16 protein-coding genes and 2 tRNA genes are annotated in these 17065 nt (G+C 72.0%); 6 read left to right on the top strand and 12 right to left on the bottom strand.

Annotated features, from left to right (window positions below; all coding sequences use genetic code 11):
• Positions 1–242: 242 nt before the first annotated feature.
• From OHV05_RS29930 to pgsA, 3 genes are read right to left on the bottom strand one after another with little or no spacing between them, the layout of a single operon-like run.
• Positions 243–1424, bottom strand: a complete 1182-nt coding sequence (locus tag OHV05_RS29930; RefSeq protein WP_405020438.1) for a glycosyltransferase family 4 protein — start codon at positions 1422–1424, stop codon at positions 243–245.
• A complete protein-coding gene (locus OHV05_RS29925) occupies positions 1421–2317 on the bottom strand; it encodes a phosphatidylinositol mannoside acyltransferase (protein WP_403031580.1) in 897 nt (298 codons plus the stop codon). Before OHV05_RS29925 ends, OHV05_RS29930 begins: the two co-directional genes overlap by 4 nt.
• Positions 2314–2952, bottom strand: a complete 639-nt coding sequence (pgsA, locus tag OHV05_RS29920) for a phosphatidylinositol phosphate synthase (RefSeq protein ID WP_405021577.1) — start codon at positions 2950–2952, stop codon at positions 2314–2316. Before pgsA ends, OHV05_RS29925 begins: the two co-directional genes overlap by 4 nt.
• Before the next feature lie 203 nt (positions 2953–3155).
• On the opposite strand from pgsA, the gene OHV05_RS29915 reads away from it, so the two are divergent.
• A complete protein-coding gene (locus OHV05_RS29915) occupies positions 3156–5126 on the top strand; it encodes an elongation factor G (protein WP_405020437.1) in 1971 nt (656 codons plus the stop codon).
• 166 nt (positions 5127–5292) lie between these two features.
• Here the strand turns inward: OHV05_RS29915 and OHV05_RS29910 are convergent, their stop codons facing one another.
• Positions 5293–5718 carry a thiol-disulfide oxidoreductase DCC family protein gene (locus OHV05_RS29910; protein ID WP_405020436.1) on the bottom strand — a complete coding sequence of 142 codons (426 nt, stop codon included), beginning with the start codon at positions 5716–5718 and terminating at the stop codon, positions 5293–5295.
• A gap of 195 nt (positions 5719–5913) precedes the next feature.
• Between OHV05_RS29910 and OHV05_RS29905 the strand changes: the two genes are divergently transcribed.
• A complete protein-coding gene (locus OHV05_RS29905) occupies positions 5914–7557 on the top strand; it encodes a hypothetical protein (protein WP_405020435.1) in 1644 nt (547 codons plus the stop codon).
• Positions 7558–7632: 75 nt separating this feature from the next.
• On the opposite strand, the gene OHV05_RS29900 is transcribed toward OHV05_RS29905, so the two are convergent.
• Together OHV05_RS29900 and thrS are read right to left on the bottom strand one after the other, a co-directional pair.
• Entirely contained in the window at positions 7633–8193 is a 561-nt protein-coding gene (locus OHV05_RS29900) for an HIT family protein (RefSeq protein WP_405020434.1), read from the bottom strand.
• Positions 8194–8266: 73 nt separating this feature from the next.
• Positions 8267–10246 carry a threonine--tRNA ligase gene (gene thrS, locus OHV05_RS29895; protein ID WP_405020433.1) on the bottom strand — a complete coding sequence of 660 codons (1980 nt, stop codon included), beginning with the start codon at positions 10244–10246 and terminating at the stop codon, positions 8267–8269.
• 234 nt (positions 10247–10480) lie between these two features.
• Here thrS and OHV05_RS29890 point away from each other — a divergent pair, with 234 nt between their 5' ends.
• A complete protein-coding gene (locus OHV05_RS29890) occupies positions 10481–11254 on the top strand; it encodes an exonuclease domain-containing protein (RefSeq protein WP_405020432.1) in 774 nt (257 codons plus the stop codon).
• 67 nt (positions 11255–11321) lie between these two features.
• Here the strand turns inward: OHV05_RS29890 and OHV05_RS29885 are convergent.
• From OHV05_RS29885 to OHV05_RS29875, 3 genes are all read right to left on the bottom strand, one after another.
• Positions 11322–11393, bottom strand: a tRNA-Val gene (locus tag OHV05_RS29885).
• Positions 11394–11564: 171 nt separating this feature from the next.
• Positions 11565–11636: transfer RNA gene (locus tag OHV05_RS29880), tRNA-Val, on the bottom strand.
• A 55-nt stretch (positions 11637–11691) separates the two neighbouring features.
• Positions 11692–12126, bottom strand: coding sequence for a TIGR02611 family protein (locus tag OHV05_RS29875; RefSeq protein ID WP_405020431.1), 435 nt, complete (start codon positions 12124–12126; stop codon positions 11692–11694).
• A 195-nt stretch (positions 12127–12321) separates the two neighbouring features.
• Here OHV05_RS29875 and OHV05_RS29870 point away from each other — a divergent pair, with 195 nt between their 5' ends.
• From OHV05_RS29870 to OHV05_RS29860, 3 genes are all read left to right on the top strand, one after another.
• Positions 12322–12735: an SsgA family sporulation/cell division regulator gene (locus OHV05_RS29870; protein ID WP_030056266.1), complete on the top strand. Its 414-nt coding sequence runs from the start codon at positions 12322–12324 to the stop codon at positions 12733–12735.
• A gap of 256 nt (positions 12736–12991) precedes the next feature.
• Positions 12992–13558: a CGNR zinc finger domain-containing protein gene (locus tag OHV05_RS29865; protein ID WP_405021576.1), complete on the top strand. Its 567-nt coding sequence runs from the start codon at positions 12992–12994 to the stop codon at positions 13556–13558.
• Positions 13559–13596: 38 nt separating this feature from the next.
• Positions 13597–14106, top strand: a complete 510-nt coding sequence (locus OHV05_RS29860) for a DsbA family protein (RefSeq protein ID WP_405020430.1) — start codon at positions 13597–13599, stop codon at positions 14104–14106.
• 16 nt (positions 14107–14122) lie between these two features.
• Here OHV05_RS29860 and OHV05_RS29855 read toward each other — a convergent pair whose 3' ends face one another.
• The 3 genes from OHV05_RS29855 to OHV05_RS29845 form a co-directional block, all read right to left on the bottom strand.
• Positions 14123–14965 (bottom strand): GNAT family N-acetyltransferase, encoded by an 843-nt coding sequence (locus OHV05_RS29855; RefSeq protein ID WP_405020429.1) that lies wholly within the window; start codon positions 14963–14965, stop codon positions 14123–14125.
• A gap of 175 nt (positions 14966–15140) precedes the next feature.
• Positions 15141–15956, bottom strand: a complete 816-nt coding sequence (locus OHV05_RS29850; protein WP_405020428.1) for an aminotransferase class IV — start codon at positions 15954–15956, stop codon at positions 15141–15143.
• Positions 15956–16990 carry a chorismate-binding protein gene (locus OHV05_RS29845; protein ID WP_405021575.1) on the bottom strand — a complete coding sequence of 345 codons (1035 nt, stop codon included), beginning with the start codon at positions 16988–16990 and terminating at the stop codon, positions 15956–15958. Before OHV05_RS29845 ends, OHV05_RS29850 begins: the two co-directional genes overlap by 1 nt.
• Positions 16991–17065 lie beyond the last annotated feature (75 nt).

The following is a 17065-nucleotide window of genomic DNA, read 5'->3' as shown; positions in this document are numbered from 1 at the left end:
CAACACTCAAGGCACGTGGTGCACCACTGTTGTGCGGCTCCGCCGCGTGGGCGACGCCGATCTTTTGGCAGGTGCTCAGCCCGCTCCGGAGTCCGGGGCTCGGGGAACTGCGACGCCGACCTCGTACAAGGTCACCGTTGCGTAGCCGGTCAGGCACTTTCGTCTGTGACCCGAACGCCAGACCTCCTCGCAGTTCGCCGAGCCCCTGACCGTAGACGCTCGGCCACCTGCCAACGGCACAGCTAGTCCCGGGCGAGGCCGAGGCGTTCGCGCCAGCCGCCCCGGACGTCCTCGGCGACCGGCGGCATGCCGTCCGTCACCGTCTCGTACACCGAGAGGATCTCCGCCCCCACGGTGGACCAGTCGAACCGGCGGACGTGCCGCGACGCGGCCTCCCGCAGCTCGGTCAGCCGCTTGGGGTCCGCCAGCAGCCGGACCGCCGCCTCGGCCAGCGCCCCGGCGTCCTCGACCGGGAACAGCTCGCCCGCGTCGCCGCCGTCCAGCACCTGCTTGAACGCGTCCAGGTCGCTGGCCAGCACCGGTGCGCCCGCCGACATCGCCTCGACCAGGATGATGCCGAAGCTCTCGCCCCCGGTGTTCGGCGCCACGTACAGGTCGACGCTGCGCAGCAGCCGGGCCTTCTCCTGGTCGGTCACCATGCCGAGGAACTCGATCCGCTCGCGCACCTCGGGGGCGAGGCCGGCCATCGCCTCCTCCTCGTCGCCCTTGCCCGCGACCAGCAGCCGCACGCCGGGCCGGGCGGCCAGGATCGCGGGCAGCGCGGCGAGCAGAGTGGGCAGGCCCTTGCGCGGCTCGTTGATCCGGCCGATGAAGCCGATCGTGCCGGGACCGCCGTCGGCCGCCCCGCCCTGCCAGCGCTCGTCCGGTTCGGCGTCCGCGAAGAACCGGACGTCCACCCCGTTCGGGATCACCACCGCGTCGCCACCCAGGTGCTCGACCAGGGTACGGCGGGCGTACTCGCTGACCGCGATCCGGGCGCTGATCTTCTCCAGGCCCGGCTGCAGGATCGGCGAGGCCGCGATCATCGCCCGGGACCGCGGGTTGGAGGTGTGGAAGGTGCCGACCATCGGGCCGGACGCCGCCCAGGCGGCCAGCATCGACAGGCTCGGCGAGGCCGGCTCGTGCACGTGCAGGATGTCGAACTGACCGTCGTTCAGCCAGCGCCTGACCCGGGCCGCCGACAGGATGCCGAAGCTCAGCCGGGCCACCGAGCCGTTGTACGGCACGGCCACCGCGCGGCCGGCCGAGACCACGTACGGCGGCAGCGCCGACTCGTCCTCGGCCGGGGCCAGCACGGACACCTGGTGCCCGAGCGCGATCAGGTGCTCGGCCAGGTCGCGGATGTGGAACTGCACCCCACCGGGCACGTCCCAGTCGTACGGGCAGACAATGCCGATCTTCATCGGGTCCCCTCCAGGTCGGCGAGCCAGAACCGCTGCAGCATGTGCCAGTCCTCCGGGTGCTCCCGGATGCCGTCCGCCCAGATGTCGGCCATCGCCTGGGTCATCGCCAGGGTCTGCTCCCGCTGGTCGCCCTCGGCGGGGGGCCGCACCTCGGGGTGGATCACCGCCCGCATCACCGGACCGTCGTACCAGAGCGTGACCGGGAACAGCGCCGCCCCGGTGCGCAGCGCCAGCGCGGCCGGACCGGCCGGCATCCTGGTCCGCTCGCCGAAGAAGTCCACCGGCAGACCGGCCTCCGAGAGGTCCCGGTCCCCCACCAGGCAGACCAGCTTCCCGGCCCGCAGCCGGCGGGCCAGCGTCCCGATCACCGAGACCTGACCACCTGTCAGCGGCAGCACCTCCATGCCCAGGCTCTCCCGGTACGCCACGAACCGGTCGAACAGTGACTCCGGCTTCAGCCGCTCGGCGACCGTGGTGAACGGGTGCCCGGCGGCACTGGCCACCCAGGCGCCGGCCAGGTCCCAGTTGCCCATGTGCGGCAGCGCGACGACGGCGCCCCGGCCGCTGCCGAGCGCCTCCTCCAGCTGCTCCACGCCCTTGACCTGGCACTGCTCGGCCAGTTCGGCGGTGCTCAGGGTCTGCAGCCGGAAGGACTCCTTCCAGTACCGCAGGTAGGACCGCATCCCGGCCCGGGACAGCGCGCGCAGCCCCGCCTCGTCCAGGTCGGGGCGGACCCGGCGCAGGTTCGCCTCCAGCCGGAGCACGCCCTTGCCCCGACGGCGCCAGGTGTGGTCCGCGAGCTGGTTGAACAACCCGCGCGCCGCCGGCTCGGGCAGGTGCCTGAGCGCCGCCCAGCCCAGCGCGTACGCCCCGTCGATCAAACGGTCCTTCACGCTGCCGCCTCGGCTTCCCTGGACTCCCGACGGACCGTCAGCATCCGCTGCCCGACCGTCACCAGGCTGCCCACCGCGACCAGCCAGAGCGCCACCGGCAGCAGCCACTCGACGTACGGCACGCCGAACCCGTGCAGCCCGGCCACCCCGGCCGCGACCAGCGTGAGCACCAGCCGCTCGGCCCGCTCGACCACCCCGGAGACGTTCACCGGGAAGCCCAGGCTCTCGCCCCGCGCCTTGGTGTACGAGACCACCTGGCCACTGGCCAGGCAGCAGATCGCCACCGCGCAGAGCAGTTCGTTGTCGCCCTGGCCGGCGTACCAGAGGGCCAGACCACCGAAGATCGCCGCGTCGGCGACCCGGTCCAGCGTGGAGTCCAGGAAGGCGCCCCAGCGGCTGGACGTGCCGGCCTGGCGGGCCATGTTGCCGTCCACCAGGTCGGAGAAGATGAAGAGGGTGATCGTGATGGTGCCCCAGAAGAACTCCCCGCGAGGGAAGAACACCAGCGCACCCGCGACCGACCCGGCTGTCCCGATCAGCGTCACCGCGTCCGGACTCACACCCCAGCGGAGCAGGAGCGCGGCGAACGGCGTCAGGACACGTGTGAAGAAGGCACGTGCGTACTTGTTGAGCATGGCCTTCCGGACCGCCCCGATCTCACGGAACCCGCCCCCACCCAGCGGGTGGCGGGCGGCCGAGCGGATCGGCCCGCCCGGCTGGACAATGGTATCCACGCCGCTCGCACGCTCCGCCGCCCCACGCCCGCGAGCCGGTCCCCGGCCCGACCGGACGCCACCCAGGGCAGTTGAGGGGACACCCAGCGTCACGGAGGTGCGCCATGCCGGACCGGACCGCCCCACCGCCGCCACCCGTCGCCGACCCCGGCCACCTGCGCAACGTGGTCCTGATCGGCACCGCCGGGTCCGGCAAGACCACCCTGGCCGAGGCCCTCGCCCACACGTCCGGAGCGATCGGCCGAGCCGGGAACGTCCCGGACGGGACCACCGTCTCCGACCACGAGGCGGTCGAGCACCGGCAGCAGCGCTCCGTCCAGCTCGCCCTGCTCCCGCTGGCCTGGCGGGACTGCAAGATCAACCTGCTGGACACCCCCGGCTACGCCGACTTCGCGGGCGAACGCCGGGCCGGGATGCGGGCCGCCGAGGCCGCCGTCCTGGTCGTCTCGGCCGCCGAACCGGTCGGGCCCACCGTGCTCGCCCTCTGGCGCGAGTGCCGGGCCGCCGGGCTGCCCACCGCGATCGCGCTCACCCACGTGCACCAGGCGGAGGCCGTGACGGCCTGTCAGGAGGCGTTCGGCGAGGGGCACCCGGACACCGTCCTGCCGCTCTGCCTGCCCGCCTTCCGGGACGGCCGCCTCACCGGCTCGCTGGACCTGCTGACCGGCCGCACCTACGCCGACGCCCCGCCGCCCGACCCGGCCGCCCGGGGAGCCCTGGTGGAGGCCATCGCGGGCGAGGACGACGCCCTGCTGGAGCGCTGGGCGGCCGGCGAGCAGCTCGACCCCGCCGCCCTGACCGCCGCGCTGCGCCGCGAACTCGGCCAGAACACCGTCCACCCGCTGGTCTGCACCGCCGCCCCGCTGGGCGCCGCCGAACTCCTCGACCTGATCGTGGACGCCTTCCCCAGCCCGCTGGACCGCACCGACGGGCTGCCGTCCCCCGACCCGGACTCCCCCGTGGTCGCCCAGGTCGTGCACACCGGCGAGGACCAGTACGTCGGGCGGCTCAGCCTGGTCCGGGTGTTCACCGGCACCCTGCGGCCCGACACCGTCCTCGGCGACGAACGGGTCACCGCGATCACCAGCCCGTTCGGCCACCACCAGCGCCCGGTCCCGCAGGCCCTGCCCGGCGACCTGGCCTGCCTGGCCAAACTCGGCCACACCCGCACCGGTGACACCCTCGGCACCGACGGCACCGAGCTCGACCGCTGGCCCCAGCCCGAACCCCTGCTGCCGACCGCCGTCGAGGCCCACAGCAAGGCCGACGAGGACCGGCTCGCCCAGAGCCTGGCCCGGCTGACCGCCCAGGACCCGGCTCTGCGGGTCGAACAGAACCCCGACACCCACCAGCTGGTCCTGTGGTGCACCGGCGAGGCCCACCAGGCGGTGGTGCTGGACCGCCTGCGCACCCGCTACGGCGTGCACGTCGACACCGTCCCGTACCGGGTCGCCCTGCGCGAGACCTTCGCCGGCCCCGGGACCGGGCACGGGCGGCACGTCAAGCAGTCCGGCGGGCACGGCCAGTTCGCGATCTGCGACCTGACGGTGGAGCCGCTGCCGGGCGGCGGCTTCGAGTTCGTCGACAAGGTGGTGGGCGGCGCGGTGCCGCGGAACTTCGTCCCCTCGGTCGAGAAGGGCGTCCGCACCCAGCTGGCCAAGGGCGTGCTGGCCGGCTACCCCGTGGTCGACGTCCGGGTCACCCTCACCGACGGCAAGGCGCACTCGGTCGACTCCTCCGACACCGCCTTCCAGACCGCCGCCGCACTCGCCCTCCGGGAGGCGGCCGACAACGGCACCGTCCGGCTGCTGGAGCCGGTCGACGAGGTCCGGGTGCTCCTGCCCGACGAGTACCAGGGCGCGGTCCTCAACGACCTCTCGGCCCGCCGCGGCCACGTCCTCGGCACCGAGCCCGGCGGCCCGGGCCTCAGCCTGCTCCGAGCCGAGGTCCCCGAACTGGAGCTGGCCCACTACCCCGTGGACCTCCGCTCGCTCTCCCACGGCACGGGCACCTTCTCCCGCAGCTACGTACGCCACGCGCCCATGCCCGCTGCCCTTGCGGCGCAGTACCAGTAGCCCTTTGCAGATGCTCCGGGTCTACGGTCCAGGAGCTCGGGGAACTGCGAGGAGATCTGGCGTGCGGGTCACTGCGAAGGTGCCTGACCATTCACGGACGGATCACCTTGCAAGGGCCGGCGTCGCAGTTCCCCGAGCCCCTGGGGGTGCACCGTGTGCCGAGAAGTCAGCGTCGCGGCAGTGCGCACGCCGGGGTGCCGCCCGGGAGGCGGTGGCGGTTGCGGGCGACCCAGCGGTAGCCGAGTGCGGCGAGCGGGCGGACCGGTGCGAGGGTGAGCAGCGCGCCGAGGTAGGCCCAGGCGCCGCCGCTCCGCATCAGCAGCCGCGCCACCGCCTGCGCACCGCCGTACACGTCCCCCCGGGGCGTCAGCCAGAGCACCTCCTGCTCGGCCCGCTCCCAGGAGATCAGCCCGGTGCCGCCCGCACGGGCGTCCAGCTCCGCCAGGTCGGCGAACTGGAACGGCACCCCCGTCCAGTCCGCCGAGGAGAGGCTCGCGCGCAGGTAGCGCTCGGCGAACTGCACGCAGCTGCTGCAGAACGCGCAGTCCCCGTCGAAGACCAGCACCGGATCGATCGTACGTCCCTCGCTCATACCCCGATCCTGCACCATCGGCCCCGCCGGTGACGGTGCCACCCCGCGCGCAGGATCGAAGGCGTCCGAAACTGGGCACCATCCCTCCGCGACCACCGTGTACCGGAAGTGACGGCTGTTCAGACGATCATCCGCGCGGCGTACCGGTCGCACGATAACCTGCCGCTGAACACAAGGGGAGGAGGGGAGGCCACCGTGACCAAGCTCGACATGACCCCGGGCGCGCAGATACCCCGTACGGACGTCGGGCCGCAGACCGCGGTCACGCAGCTGCTCTCCTCGGCGGCCTACCGGGACACCGAGGTCGAGGCGCTCGCCGCGCTCGAAGGCGTGAAGCTCAAAGAGGGCAAGTTCTTCAAGCTGTTCCGGCCCAGCACCGGCGAGGCGTTCAGCCGCGCCGTGCTCGACCGCACCATCGGCAAGGGGCGGAATCCGCTGGTGCCCTCGTTCGGCACCGACACCCGGATGGTGGTCGAGCACTGCCTGGCCGCCCAGGAGCTGCGGGACGCCCGCGACCGCGAGCTGATGGTGGTCACCATGCTCACCGGCGTGCTCTTCCTGCCCGGCACGCTGATCTGGCTCGCGGTGTTCTACGGCCGCGCCTACTTCAAGAAGACCTCCCCCGGCCGGGAGGGCTTCTACAACGCCGTGCTGGTGCTGCTCGCGGTCGGGCTGGCGGCGCTGCTCGCGCTCCGGCCGCCGGTGAGCGGCGTGTTCGGGCTGTACTTCCGGGTGATGACCCTGGCGCCGGTGATCGGCTGGTTCGTGGCCAAGCGGATCTGCCTGCGGTTCACCATCGAGCTGCGCGAGCGCTGGGGCGGGCTGGTGGCGGGCAGTGCGCTGGCGGCCACCGTGCCCAAGGCGGTGCCCAAGGACGACCTGGACAAGAAGGCGGCCGAGCTGCGCGCCTCGCTGGAGCGGCTGACGGTCGAGCAGGAGACCAACGTCCACCACTACGCGGGCTCGAAGGGCCTGCTCGGTGCGGGGCTGCGCTGGGGCGACTGGCAGGTGGTGGAGGAGCTCCGCCCGGCCGAGGGCCAGGTGGACTTCCGGGCCTTCCACCCGTGGGACCTGGCCCGCAGCATCAGCGGTCGGCTGGGCACGCTCGGCCAGAGCGAGGTGTCGGGCGGCGGGATGCCGCACGTCGCGGTCCAGCAGTGGCTGGTGGTGGACATCCCGGAGGGTGCGGACGAGATCGGCCGGCCGTCCGGGGCGGACATGGACGGCTACCGGATGCGTGACTTCGCGCTCCAGACGATCGCCAACCGGCAGACCCTGGGTACCGACAGCCGACACCGCACCTCGGTGCAACTGGTGCTCCACAAGGGCCAGTTGGTCTCCACCGTGCTGATCGGCGTGACCGTGATGGGCAACATCCTGCGGGTCTCGGTCTCCGGTCACGCGCTCGGCCCGCTGCACGGGCTGTTCGGTGCCAAGCCGAAGCCCAAGGAGATCAAGGTCCCGAAGACCGGCAAGTTCTGGGAGGAGCGCACCGTCGTCCTCCCGCTGGTGAACAACGACGACGTGGTCCGGCAGGCCCTGCGCGCGCCGTTCCACAAGTTCCCCACGCTGCTCGGCTGGCTGGGCGGCGGGGTCGCGCTGCCCGAGCCGTTCTCGCTCCGCGGCTCCTGGGCCGACCGGACCTGGACCAGCCGGTTCAAGTCGGACGACGTGCTCTTCAGCGCCACCCCGGTGGTGAACGCCGTGATGGCCGCCACGGTGGAGTTCCTGGCCGAGCACGACGTCAACGTCGACCGGTTCAGCAACCGGATCGGGATCCTCAGGTCCGAGATGCAGGGCGTCCGCCCGTTCAAGGCCGACAACTACGACGCGGGCTGACCCCGGCCGGACGTAAAAGTGGGGCCGCACCGGTCGGTGCGGCCCCACTGTCGTGTCGTCAGCCCTGCCGTGCGGTCAGCCCTGCGGCCACGCCTCGGCGAGCATCTTCCGGGTGTCGGCCAGCAGTTGGGGCAGCACCTTGGTGTGGCCCACCACCGGCATGAAGTTGGTGTCCCCGCCCCAGCGCGGCACCACGTGCTGGTGCAGGTGCGCGGCGATCCCGGCCCCGGCGGCGGCGCCCTGGTTCATCCCGATGTTGAACCCGTGCGCACCGGAGGCGGCACGCAGCGCCGTCATGGCCCGCTTGGTGTAGTCGCCCAGCTCGGCGGTCTCGGCCGCGTCCAGCTCGGTGTAGTCCGCCACGTGCCGGTACGGGACCACCATCAGGTGGCCGCCGTTGTACGGGTAGAGGTTGAGCACCGCGAAGACCGAACCGCCCCGGGCGACGATCAGCCCGTCCTCGTCGCTGAGCGCGGGGATCGAGCAGAACGGGCAACCGTCGTCCGGTGCGGGCCCGGTGGGCTTGTTCTCGCCCTGGATGTACGCCATCCGATGAGGCGTCCACAGGCGCCTGAAGCCATCCGACTCCCCCACGCCCCGCTGCAGTTCCGGCTCACTCGTCATGCTGATCAGCATATTCGCCGGATCGGCTGTGCATAGCAGTGCGGGGCAGACTCGTTGAAGAGCCTGCCCCGCACCGACCGTTGGATCAGACCTGGATCCGGCGCTGGACGGCGTCGACGATCTCGGCGACCGCCTCGGCCAGCGGCACGCCGTTCTTCTGCTCGCCGTTGCGGTAGCGGAAGGAGACCGCGCCCGCCTCGACGTCGTCGTTGCCGGCGATCAGCATGAACGGCACCTTGCTGCGCTGGGCGTTGCGGATCTTCTTCTGCATCCGGTCGTCCGAGGAGTCGACCTCGACCCGGATGCCCTGCTTCTTCAGCTCGGCCGCGACGTCCCGCAGGTACGGGATGTGCTCGTCGGTGATCGGGATGCCGACCACGGTGACCGGGGCGAGCCACGGCGGCATGGCGCCGGCGTAGTGCTCCAGCAGCACCGCGAAGAACCGCTCGATCGAGCCGAACAGCGCCCGGTGGATCATGACCGGCCGCTGCCGGTTGCCGTCCGAGCCCTGGAACTCCAGCTCGAAGCGCTGCGGCAGCTGGAAGTCGACCTGGATGGTCGACATCTGCCAGGTGCGGCCGATCGCGTCCCGCGCCTGCACCGAGATCTTCGGGCCGTAGAACGCCGCACCGGCCGGGTCGAGCACCAGCTCGAGGCCCTGCTTCTCGGCGGCCGCCCGCAGGGTCTCGGTGGCCTCCTCCCAGTCCTCGTCCGAGCCGATGAACTTCTCCGGGTCCTTGGTGGAGAGCTCCAGGTAGAAGTCGTTCAGCCCGTAGTCGCGCAGCAGGTCCAGCACGAAGGTGAGCAGCGAGTCGAGCTCGTCCGCCATCTGCTCACGGGTGCAGTAGATGTGCGCGTCGTCCTGGGTGAAGCCGCGGGCCCGGGTCAGGCCGTGCACCACGCCGGACTTCTCGTACCGGTACACGGTGCCGAACTCGAAGAGCCGGAGCGGCAGTTCGCGGTACGAGCGGCCGCGCGAGCGGTAGATCAGGTTGTGCATCGGGCAGTTCATCGGCTTGAGGTAGTAGTCCACCTCGCCGTCGAGCTTCATGGGCGGGTACATCCCGTCGGCGTACCAGTCCAGGTGGCCGGAGAGCTCGAACAGGCTGCCCTTGGTGGCGTGCGGGGTGTAGACGAACTCGTAGTCCGCCTCCTCGTGCCGCTTGCGGGAGTAGTCCTCCATCACCCGGCGCATGATGCCGCCCTTGGGGTGGAACACCGCCAGGCCGGAGCCGATCTCCTCCGGGACGGAGAACAGGTCGAGCTCGGAGCCCAGCTTGCGGTGGTCGCGCTTGGCGGCCTCCTCCAGGAACTCCAGGTGCGCCTTGAGCTCGTCCTTGGTCGGCCACGCGGTGCCGTAGATGCGCTGCAGCATCGGGTTCTTCTCGCTGCCGCGCCAGTAGGCGGCCGCGTTGCGCATCAGCTTGAACGCCGGGATGTGCCGGGTCGACGGCAGGTGCGGGCCGCGGCAGAGGTCGCCCCAGCAGTGCTCGCCGGACTTGGCGTCCAGGTTGTCGTAGATGGTCAGCTCGGCGCCGCCCACCTCGACGTCCGCGCCCTCGCCCGCGCTGGCGGCCGACCCCTTGAGGCCGATCAGCTCCAGCTTGTACGGCTCGGCGGCCAGCTCGGCGGTGGCGGCCTCGTCGGTGACCACCCGGCGGGAGAACTTCTGCCCGCGCTTGATGATCTCCTGCATCTTCTTCTCGATGGCCTTGAGGTCATCGGGGTGGAACGGCTTCTCGACGTCGAAGTCGTAGTAGAAGCCGTCCTTGACCGGCGGGCCGATGCCGAGCTTGGCCTCCGGGAAGAGCTGCTGCACGGCCTGCGCCATCACGTGCGCGGTGGAGTGCCGCAGGATGTCCAGGCCGTCCTTGCTGGAGATCACGACGGGCTCGACCTCGTCGCCGTCCTGGACCTGGTACGCCAGGTCCTTCAGCGCGCCCGCGACCCGGGCCGCGATGATCGAGCGGTCGTCGGCGAAGAGCTCGGCGGCGGTAGTGCCCGTGGTCACCACGCGCTCTTCCCGATCGGGTTCGCGGTTGATGATGATCCGGACGTCGGTCACCGGTCTCTCCTGACATCTGTGGGCCACAGCACCATGCTGCGCGAGTCCGATGGTACCGAGAGCGGAGGCCCGACCGCGCACCCATATACCCCTGGCGGCGACGACGCGTCGAACGGCGGGATTGAGGGGGCGTCAACTGCGGTATCACCAAGGCAGAACGCCGCTCTGCCCGGCGCGCCACTGGTCCTCGGTGGCGCGCCGGGCACCGCCAGGTGGTGATCGGGGGCCGCAGCCGTGCCACACACTCCGCCCTGGTACCAGGGCCCACTCGCCTCTTTCGACACCGAGACCACCGGTGTGGACGTCGAGACCGACCGGATCGTCTCGGCCGCACTGGTGGTGCAGGCCACACCCACCGCTCCGGCCCGTACCGTGAGCTGGCTGGCCGATCCGGGGGTACCGATCCCGGACGCCGCCCGCGCCGTGCACGGGATCACCGACCAGCGGGCCAGGGACTTCGGTCGGCCGCCCCGGGTGGTGGTCGCCGAGATCGCCCGCGCGCTGGCCGAACAGGCCCTGGCGCACGTGCCGTTGGTGGTGATGAACGCCCCGTTCGACCTCACCCTGCTGGACCGCGAGCTGCGCCGGCACCGCGGTCTCTCGCTCGCCGAGAGCCTGGGCCGGACCGAACTGCTGGTGCTGGACCCCCGGGTGATGGACAAGTACGCCGACCGCTACCGCAAGGGCCGCCGCACCCTGACCGACCTGTGCGCGCACTACGGCGTGACGCTGGACGGCGCGCACGACGCCACCGCCGACGCGACCGCCACCCTGCAGCTGGTCCGCGCGCTGGGCCGCAGGTACGCGGCCCCGCTCGGCGGGCTGACCCCGGCCGAGCTGCACCTGCGTCAGGCGGTCTGGCACGCCGCCCAGGCCCGGGGGTTGCAGAACTGGTTCGACCGCGAGGGCACCCGGGAGCGGGTGGACTTCGCCTGGCCGCTGCGCCCGGCCCGCTGCGCCTGCGGCCGTCGGCTCGCCCTCGACCACCGCTGCGAGGCGGCGGCCTGAGCACGCTTCCGGGAACGACTCAGGCCCCGACCGAACTTCCGGTCGGGGCCTGAGTGTTGACTCCGGGTGGGCGATACTGGGATCGAACCAGTGACCCCTTCGGTGTGAACGAAGTGCTCTCCCGCTGAGCTAATCGCCCGGGCAACGAGAAGAAGACTAGCACCACTTGGGGGTGGCTCCGCAAACCGGATCCCCAGCTCCCGTACCGGCCGCGGGGACTGATCCGGAATCAGCCCGCCCCGGAACAGAACCCGGAAAGAGCAGAAGGCCCCGGCCAATTGAATTGGCCGGGGCCTTCCGTGCATTCCGGTGGGCGATACTGGGATCGAACCAGTGACCCCTTCGGTGTGAACGAAGTGCTCTCCCGCTGAGCTAATCGCCCGGGTGCAGGGAAAACATTACCGCATGCCGCGGGGTGCTCCGAACACCCCCGGCGGTCAGCTCAGCTTCCACGGCATGGTGAGCCCGTACTTCCACAGGTACCAGCCGCCGAGGCCCGCGATGATCACCACACCGATGGCGGTGATGATGATGTTGCGCCGCCGCACCTTGGGGTCGAGCGCGCGCTGTGCCGCCTCGGTCACCTTGCGTTTGGTCCACCGCAGCACCAGCTGGGCCCAGACGAACTCGGTCGCCCAGATGCCCATGCCCAGGAAGATGACCACCCAGCCCGGACCGGGCAGCGGCAGCATCACCACGCCGAGCGCGACCACCGCCAGGCCGACCAGGAAGATCGCCACCTGCCAGCTGAGGTGCAGCGGCCTGGACCGTCGGATGAAGTGCGGAGCCTTGGAACCGAGACCGCCCTCCGGGGTCTCGGCCGGCGCCTGCGCCGAGCTCGCGGGCTCGGGATTGTCGTTTCGTACAGCCATACGGCGAAAACTACCGGAGTCCCCAGTCCTGGCGCGGCCGTTCCGGCTGCCGCAGCGATTCTGCAATGCGCCGGAAGGGGTACGACTCGCACCTGAATCGGGACAGACGGGTTTACACCGGGCTTTCAGGTGGGATGGTCCGTTCGCCGACGTGCGATTCCCCGAGCGCACACTGAGCGAAAGGCCCTGGCGCTTATGAACACCACGGTCAGCTGCGAGCTGCACCTGCGCCTCATCGTGTCCAGCGAGTCGTCACTGCCCGTCCCCGCGGGCCTGCGCTACGACACTGCCGACCCCTATGCCGTGCACGCCACCTTCCATACGGGTGCCGACGAGACCGTCGAGTGGGTGTTCGCCCGCGACCTCCTCGCGGAGGGGCTGCACCGACCCACCGGTACCGGCGACGTCCGGGTGTGGCCCTCGCGCAGCCACGGTCAGGGGGTGGTCTGCATCGCCCTGAGTTCTCCGGAAGGAGAAGCCCTGCTGGAAGCCCCGGCTCGCGCGCTCGAGTCTTTCCTCAAGCGCACCGATGCCGCGGTGCCACCCGGCACCGAACACCGTCACTTCGACCTCGACCGGGAACTGTCCCACATCCTCGCCGAGAGCTGACCGCCTCGACGTCCGGGTACTCCCGCCACCGCGTCCGTCCTACTCGGGGGCACGGTCGCACTCACAGCCGCCCAGCAAGCGGCCTCGGGGCCAGGCCCCGGTTCGCCCATCCCAGGTGCGAGCCGGGGCCTTCGCCCGTTCCGCCGCCGGGCCCGGCCGGGCCGGTGACGCCGCGCCGTCACCGGCACTCCCGGTAGAGTCCACCGTGACGACCGACGCGGGGGCCGCCGGCCCCTCGCCGCGCGAGGAGCCCCACGTGCTGATCACCCATGACACCGAATGCGCGCTGGGCATTCTGGTCGAGCTGCTCAACACCTCGGCCGATGCCTGCGGCAGCGAGCAGTTCCCGGACCTGACGGCCCTCGGCGCCTTCGTCGCCCGGCACCGGATCAGCGAGGTCGACTCGCTCACCGCCGCCGACCTGGCGGCCGTCCACCGGCTCCGGACCCGGCTGCGCGAGGTGTTCTCGGCCGACTCCACCGTGCAGGCGGCCGAGCTGGTCAACGCGGTGGTCGCGGCCGCCGGCACCACGCCCCGGCTGACCAACCACGACCAGCACGACTGGCACATCCACTACTTCGCCCCGCACGCCGCCCTGGGCGACCACCTGGCGGCCGAACTGGGCATGGCGCTGGCCTTCATCGTGATGGCCGGCGAACGCGAGCGGCTGCGCCGCTGCGAGGCGCCGGACTGCGCCCGGGTCTTCGTCGACCTCTCCCGCAACCGCTCCCGCCGCTACTGCGACAGCCGGACCTGCGGCAACCGCCTGCACGTGGCCGCCTACCGGGCCCGCCAGCGGGCCGAGACCGTCAGCACCGGCTGACGACCTCGGCAGCCCGTGGCGGATGGAAGACTGGGGGCATGACCGACGCCCCCCTCCCCCGCCTCGAGTTCTGGTGCGACCTCCAGTGCCCGGACTGCCGCACCGCCCTGGACGACGTACGGGCGCTGCGCGCGCAGTACGGCGACGCCCTGGCCATCGAGCTGCGGCACTTCCCGCTCGAGAAGAACAAGCACGCCTACCCCGCCGCCGAGGCCACCGAGGAGGCCTTCGCCCAGGGGCAGGGCTGGGCGTACGCGGAGGCCCTGCTGGCCCGCTGCGAGGACCTCGCCAGGGCCGGGCAGCCGGTGCTCACCGCCCTGGCCGGCGAGCTCGGACTGGACGCCGAGGAGGTCGAGCTCTCCCTGATCGACGGGCGGCACATGCTGGTGGTCGACGCCGACCAGGCCGAGGGCAAGGCGATCGGCATCACCGGCACCCCGACGTACGTGATCGCCGGGCAGCGGCTGGACGGCGGCAAGAGCCAGGACGGGCTGCGCGAGCGGATCGTCGCGATCATCGAGGCGGCCCGGACCGGCGCGGAGCAGTGAGCTCGGGTCGGCGGGCTCAGGCCAGTGACTTGCCCATGATCCGACGGGTGGTCCGGTAGCCGAGCGACTCGTAGAGCCGGACCGCCACGGTGTTGCCGCTGAAGACGTTCAGCCCGAGGCGGCGCACCCCGGCCGCCAGGCACTCGCGTTCGGCGAGCAGCATCAGGGCCCGGCCGTACCCGTGGCCCCGGTGCTCCGGTTCGACCGCGACGCTCATCACCCAGGCCAGCGCTTCGCCGTCCGGCTGCACCTCCTGACGGAGCGTCAGCCACAACGACCCCAGCAACACGCCCTGCGCGTCCGTGAGTTCGCGCAGGGCCGTGCCCGGGGTGGCATGCCCTTCACGCAACAACCGCTGATGGTCGTTCTCCACCTTGGCCCGGGCGGCCTGCTCGCCGAGACCGGAGCTGGTCAGGTCGTGCAGGTATCCCGCCTTGGCCTGCTCCAGCCAGCTCCCGTACCGCTCCGGGCCGATCGGACGGACCGTCAACTCCGTTGGCAGGTCGGCTGGTTGGGACAGCTCCTTGACCATGTTCAGCATCCGCTCGGTGTAGCCGAGGGTCTCGGCCAGTCCGCGCGCGGCGTCGTTCCCGGCGGAGAAGCTGACGTCCACCCGGCGACAGTCCCACGCCCGCAGGACCTCCTCCGCAGCCAGCGCCCCGACGGTGGCCCGGCCGCGGCGCCGCCCCTCGGTGACCTCCAACTGGGAGATCTCACCCCAGAGCTGGTCCCCGTACGGCCGCGCACTGGTCCGCAAGCCGCCCACCGGCCGCCCGTTCACACAGATCAGCCACCGCCGGCTCCGCCCCCCGCTGGGCAGCAACTCCTCGGGGGACTCCGGACGCAACGTGGTGGTCATGCGGTGACCCTTCCCCTCCGCACCCCGAGCAACCACTCACGGGCTCGGGGAACTGCGACGCCGGCCCGTGCAAGGTGATCGTCGCGTAGGTGGTCAGGCACTTCCGCAGTGACACCCGCCGGCCACGAACCGTCGCCGTTCCCCTGGTTGTGCAACTTGCTACGCCGCAGAACGATCAGGGATCGAGGTCGTCCGCCGCGCGCTCCGCGAACTGGGCCATCGCCTTGAGGGTGACCGGACCCGGGGCGGGGAGCTCGCGGTCGTCGATCCGCCCGATCGCCTGGACGTCCCGCAGGGTGGAGGTGAGGAACGCCTCATCCGCCTCGGCCAGCACCTCGAACGGGAGGTCCGTCTCCTCGGCGCCGGTCCACTCGATCACCAGCTGCCGGGTGATGCCGGCCAGGCAGCCGGAGGCGAGGGTCGGGGTCAGCAGCCGGCCACCGAGCACCACGAAGATGTTCGAGCCGGTCCCCTCGCAGAGCTGTCCCGCCGTGTTGGCGAAGATCGCCTCCGAGGCACCGGCCCGGTGGGCGGCGGCCAGTGCGACCACGTTCTCCGCGTAAGAGGTGGTCTTCAGGCCGGCCACCGCGCTGTGCTCGTTCCGGCGCCAGGGCACGGTGTGCACGGCGGTGGTGTCGGGCCGCCGGGCGGCGCTGCCGAGCGCGATCAGCAGGGTGGTCGGGTCGGTACCGCGCTCGGAGCCGAGCGGGGAGATGCCGCCGGTGCAGGTGATCCGGAGCCGGCCGAGCGGCATCGGGTTGGCGGCCAGGACCCGGGCCACGCCCTCCCGGACCAGCTCGTGGTCGGGGGCGGTCAGGCCGAGGCCGTGGGCGGAGCGGCGGAGCCGGTCCAGGTGCCGGGTGAGGGCGAACGGCTGCCCGTCCACCGCCTTCACGGTCTCGAAGACACCGTCGCCGACGGTGAGTCCGTGGTCGAGGACCGAGACGGCGGCGGCGCCGTCGTCGACCAGGGAGTCGTTGACCCAGATCATCAGTTGCTGCTCCTAAGGTGCGGTGCCGTGCCCGACGCTATCGCGACCAGCCGGGCGGCCTTGAGTTCGGTCTCGTCCCACTCCCGCTCCGGGTCCGAGCCCCAGGTGATCCCCGCGCCGGTGCCGAACCGCAGCACCGGGGCGCCCGGATCCGCCCGGTCGATCCAGAACGTCCGGATGCCGACCGCGAGTTCGGCTTCGCCCCGGTCCGCGTCCACCCAGCCGATCGCGCCGCAGTAGGGGCCGCGGGCGGCGGTCTCCAGCGCGTCGATGATCCGCAGTGCGCTGGACTTCGGGGCGCCGGTGACCGAGCCGGGCGGGAAGGTGGCGTCGAACAGCGCGCCCCAGCCCGCGCCGCCGTGCAGCCGGCCCGCGACGGTGGAGACCAGGTGGACCAGGCCGGGGTGCTTCTCGACCACGCAGAGGTCCGGCACCGTGACGCTGCCGGTCTCGCAGACCCGGCCCAGGTCGTTGCGGACCAGGTCGACGATCATCACGTTCTCGGCGTGGTCCTTCTCCAACAGGTCGTGCTCGGTCCGGCCGGTGCCCTTGATCGGCCCGGAGGAGACCGCCCGGCCGTCCCGGCGCAGGTACAGCTCGGGCGAGGCGGTGGCGATCTCGACGCCGTGCCCGGGCAGCCGGATGGTGCCCGCGTACGGGGCCGGGTTGCCGTGCGCGAGCAGCCCGGTGAGCGCGTCGATGTCGGTCCGGGCCGGATCGGGCAGCGGTGCGGAGAGCACCCGGCAGAGGTTGGCCTGGTAGACCTCGCCCGCCGCGATGTGTTCGCGGATCCGGCGCACGCCCGCCGTGTAGGCGTCCCGGTCGAGCGAGCTGTGCCAGCTGTCCGGCGCGGGGCCGGCCCAGCCTTCGGTACGCGGCGGGGCCGGGTCCGGCCGGACCTCGTCGAAGCGGGCGCAGGTGAGCCGGCCCTCGAAGTCGTACGCGACGGCCCAGAACCCGGAGCCGTCCAGCACCGCCGGGTCCGAGCTGACCTCGCGCAGGCCGGTCGCCAGCCGCCCGCCGAATCGGGCCATCGGGGCGGCGGTGGCATGGGGTGCGGTGCGGCCGGACACGGTTCTCCTGCGCGGTTTCGGTGCTGCTCCGGGCGG

Origin of the sequence: Kitasatospora sp. NBC_00070 (assembly GCF_045041205.1) — a bacterium.
Taxonomy (GTDB): domain Bacteria; phylum Actinomycetota; class Actinomycetes; order Streptomycetales; family Streptomycetaceae; genus Kitasatospora.
This window is presented reverse-complemented; position numbering and strand designations above follow the sequence as displayed.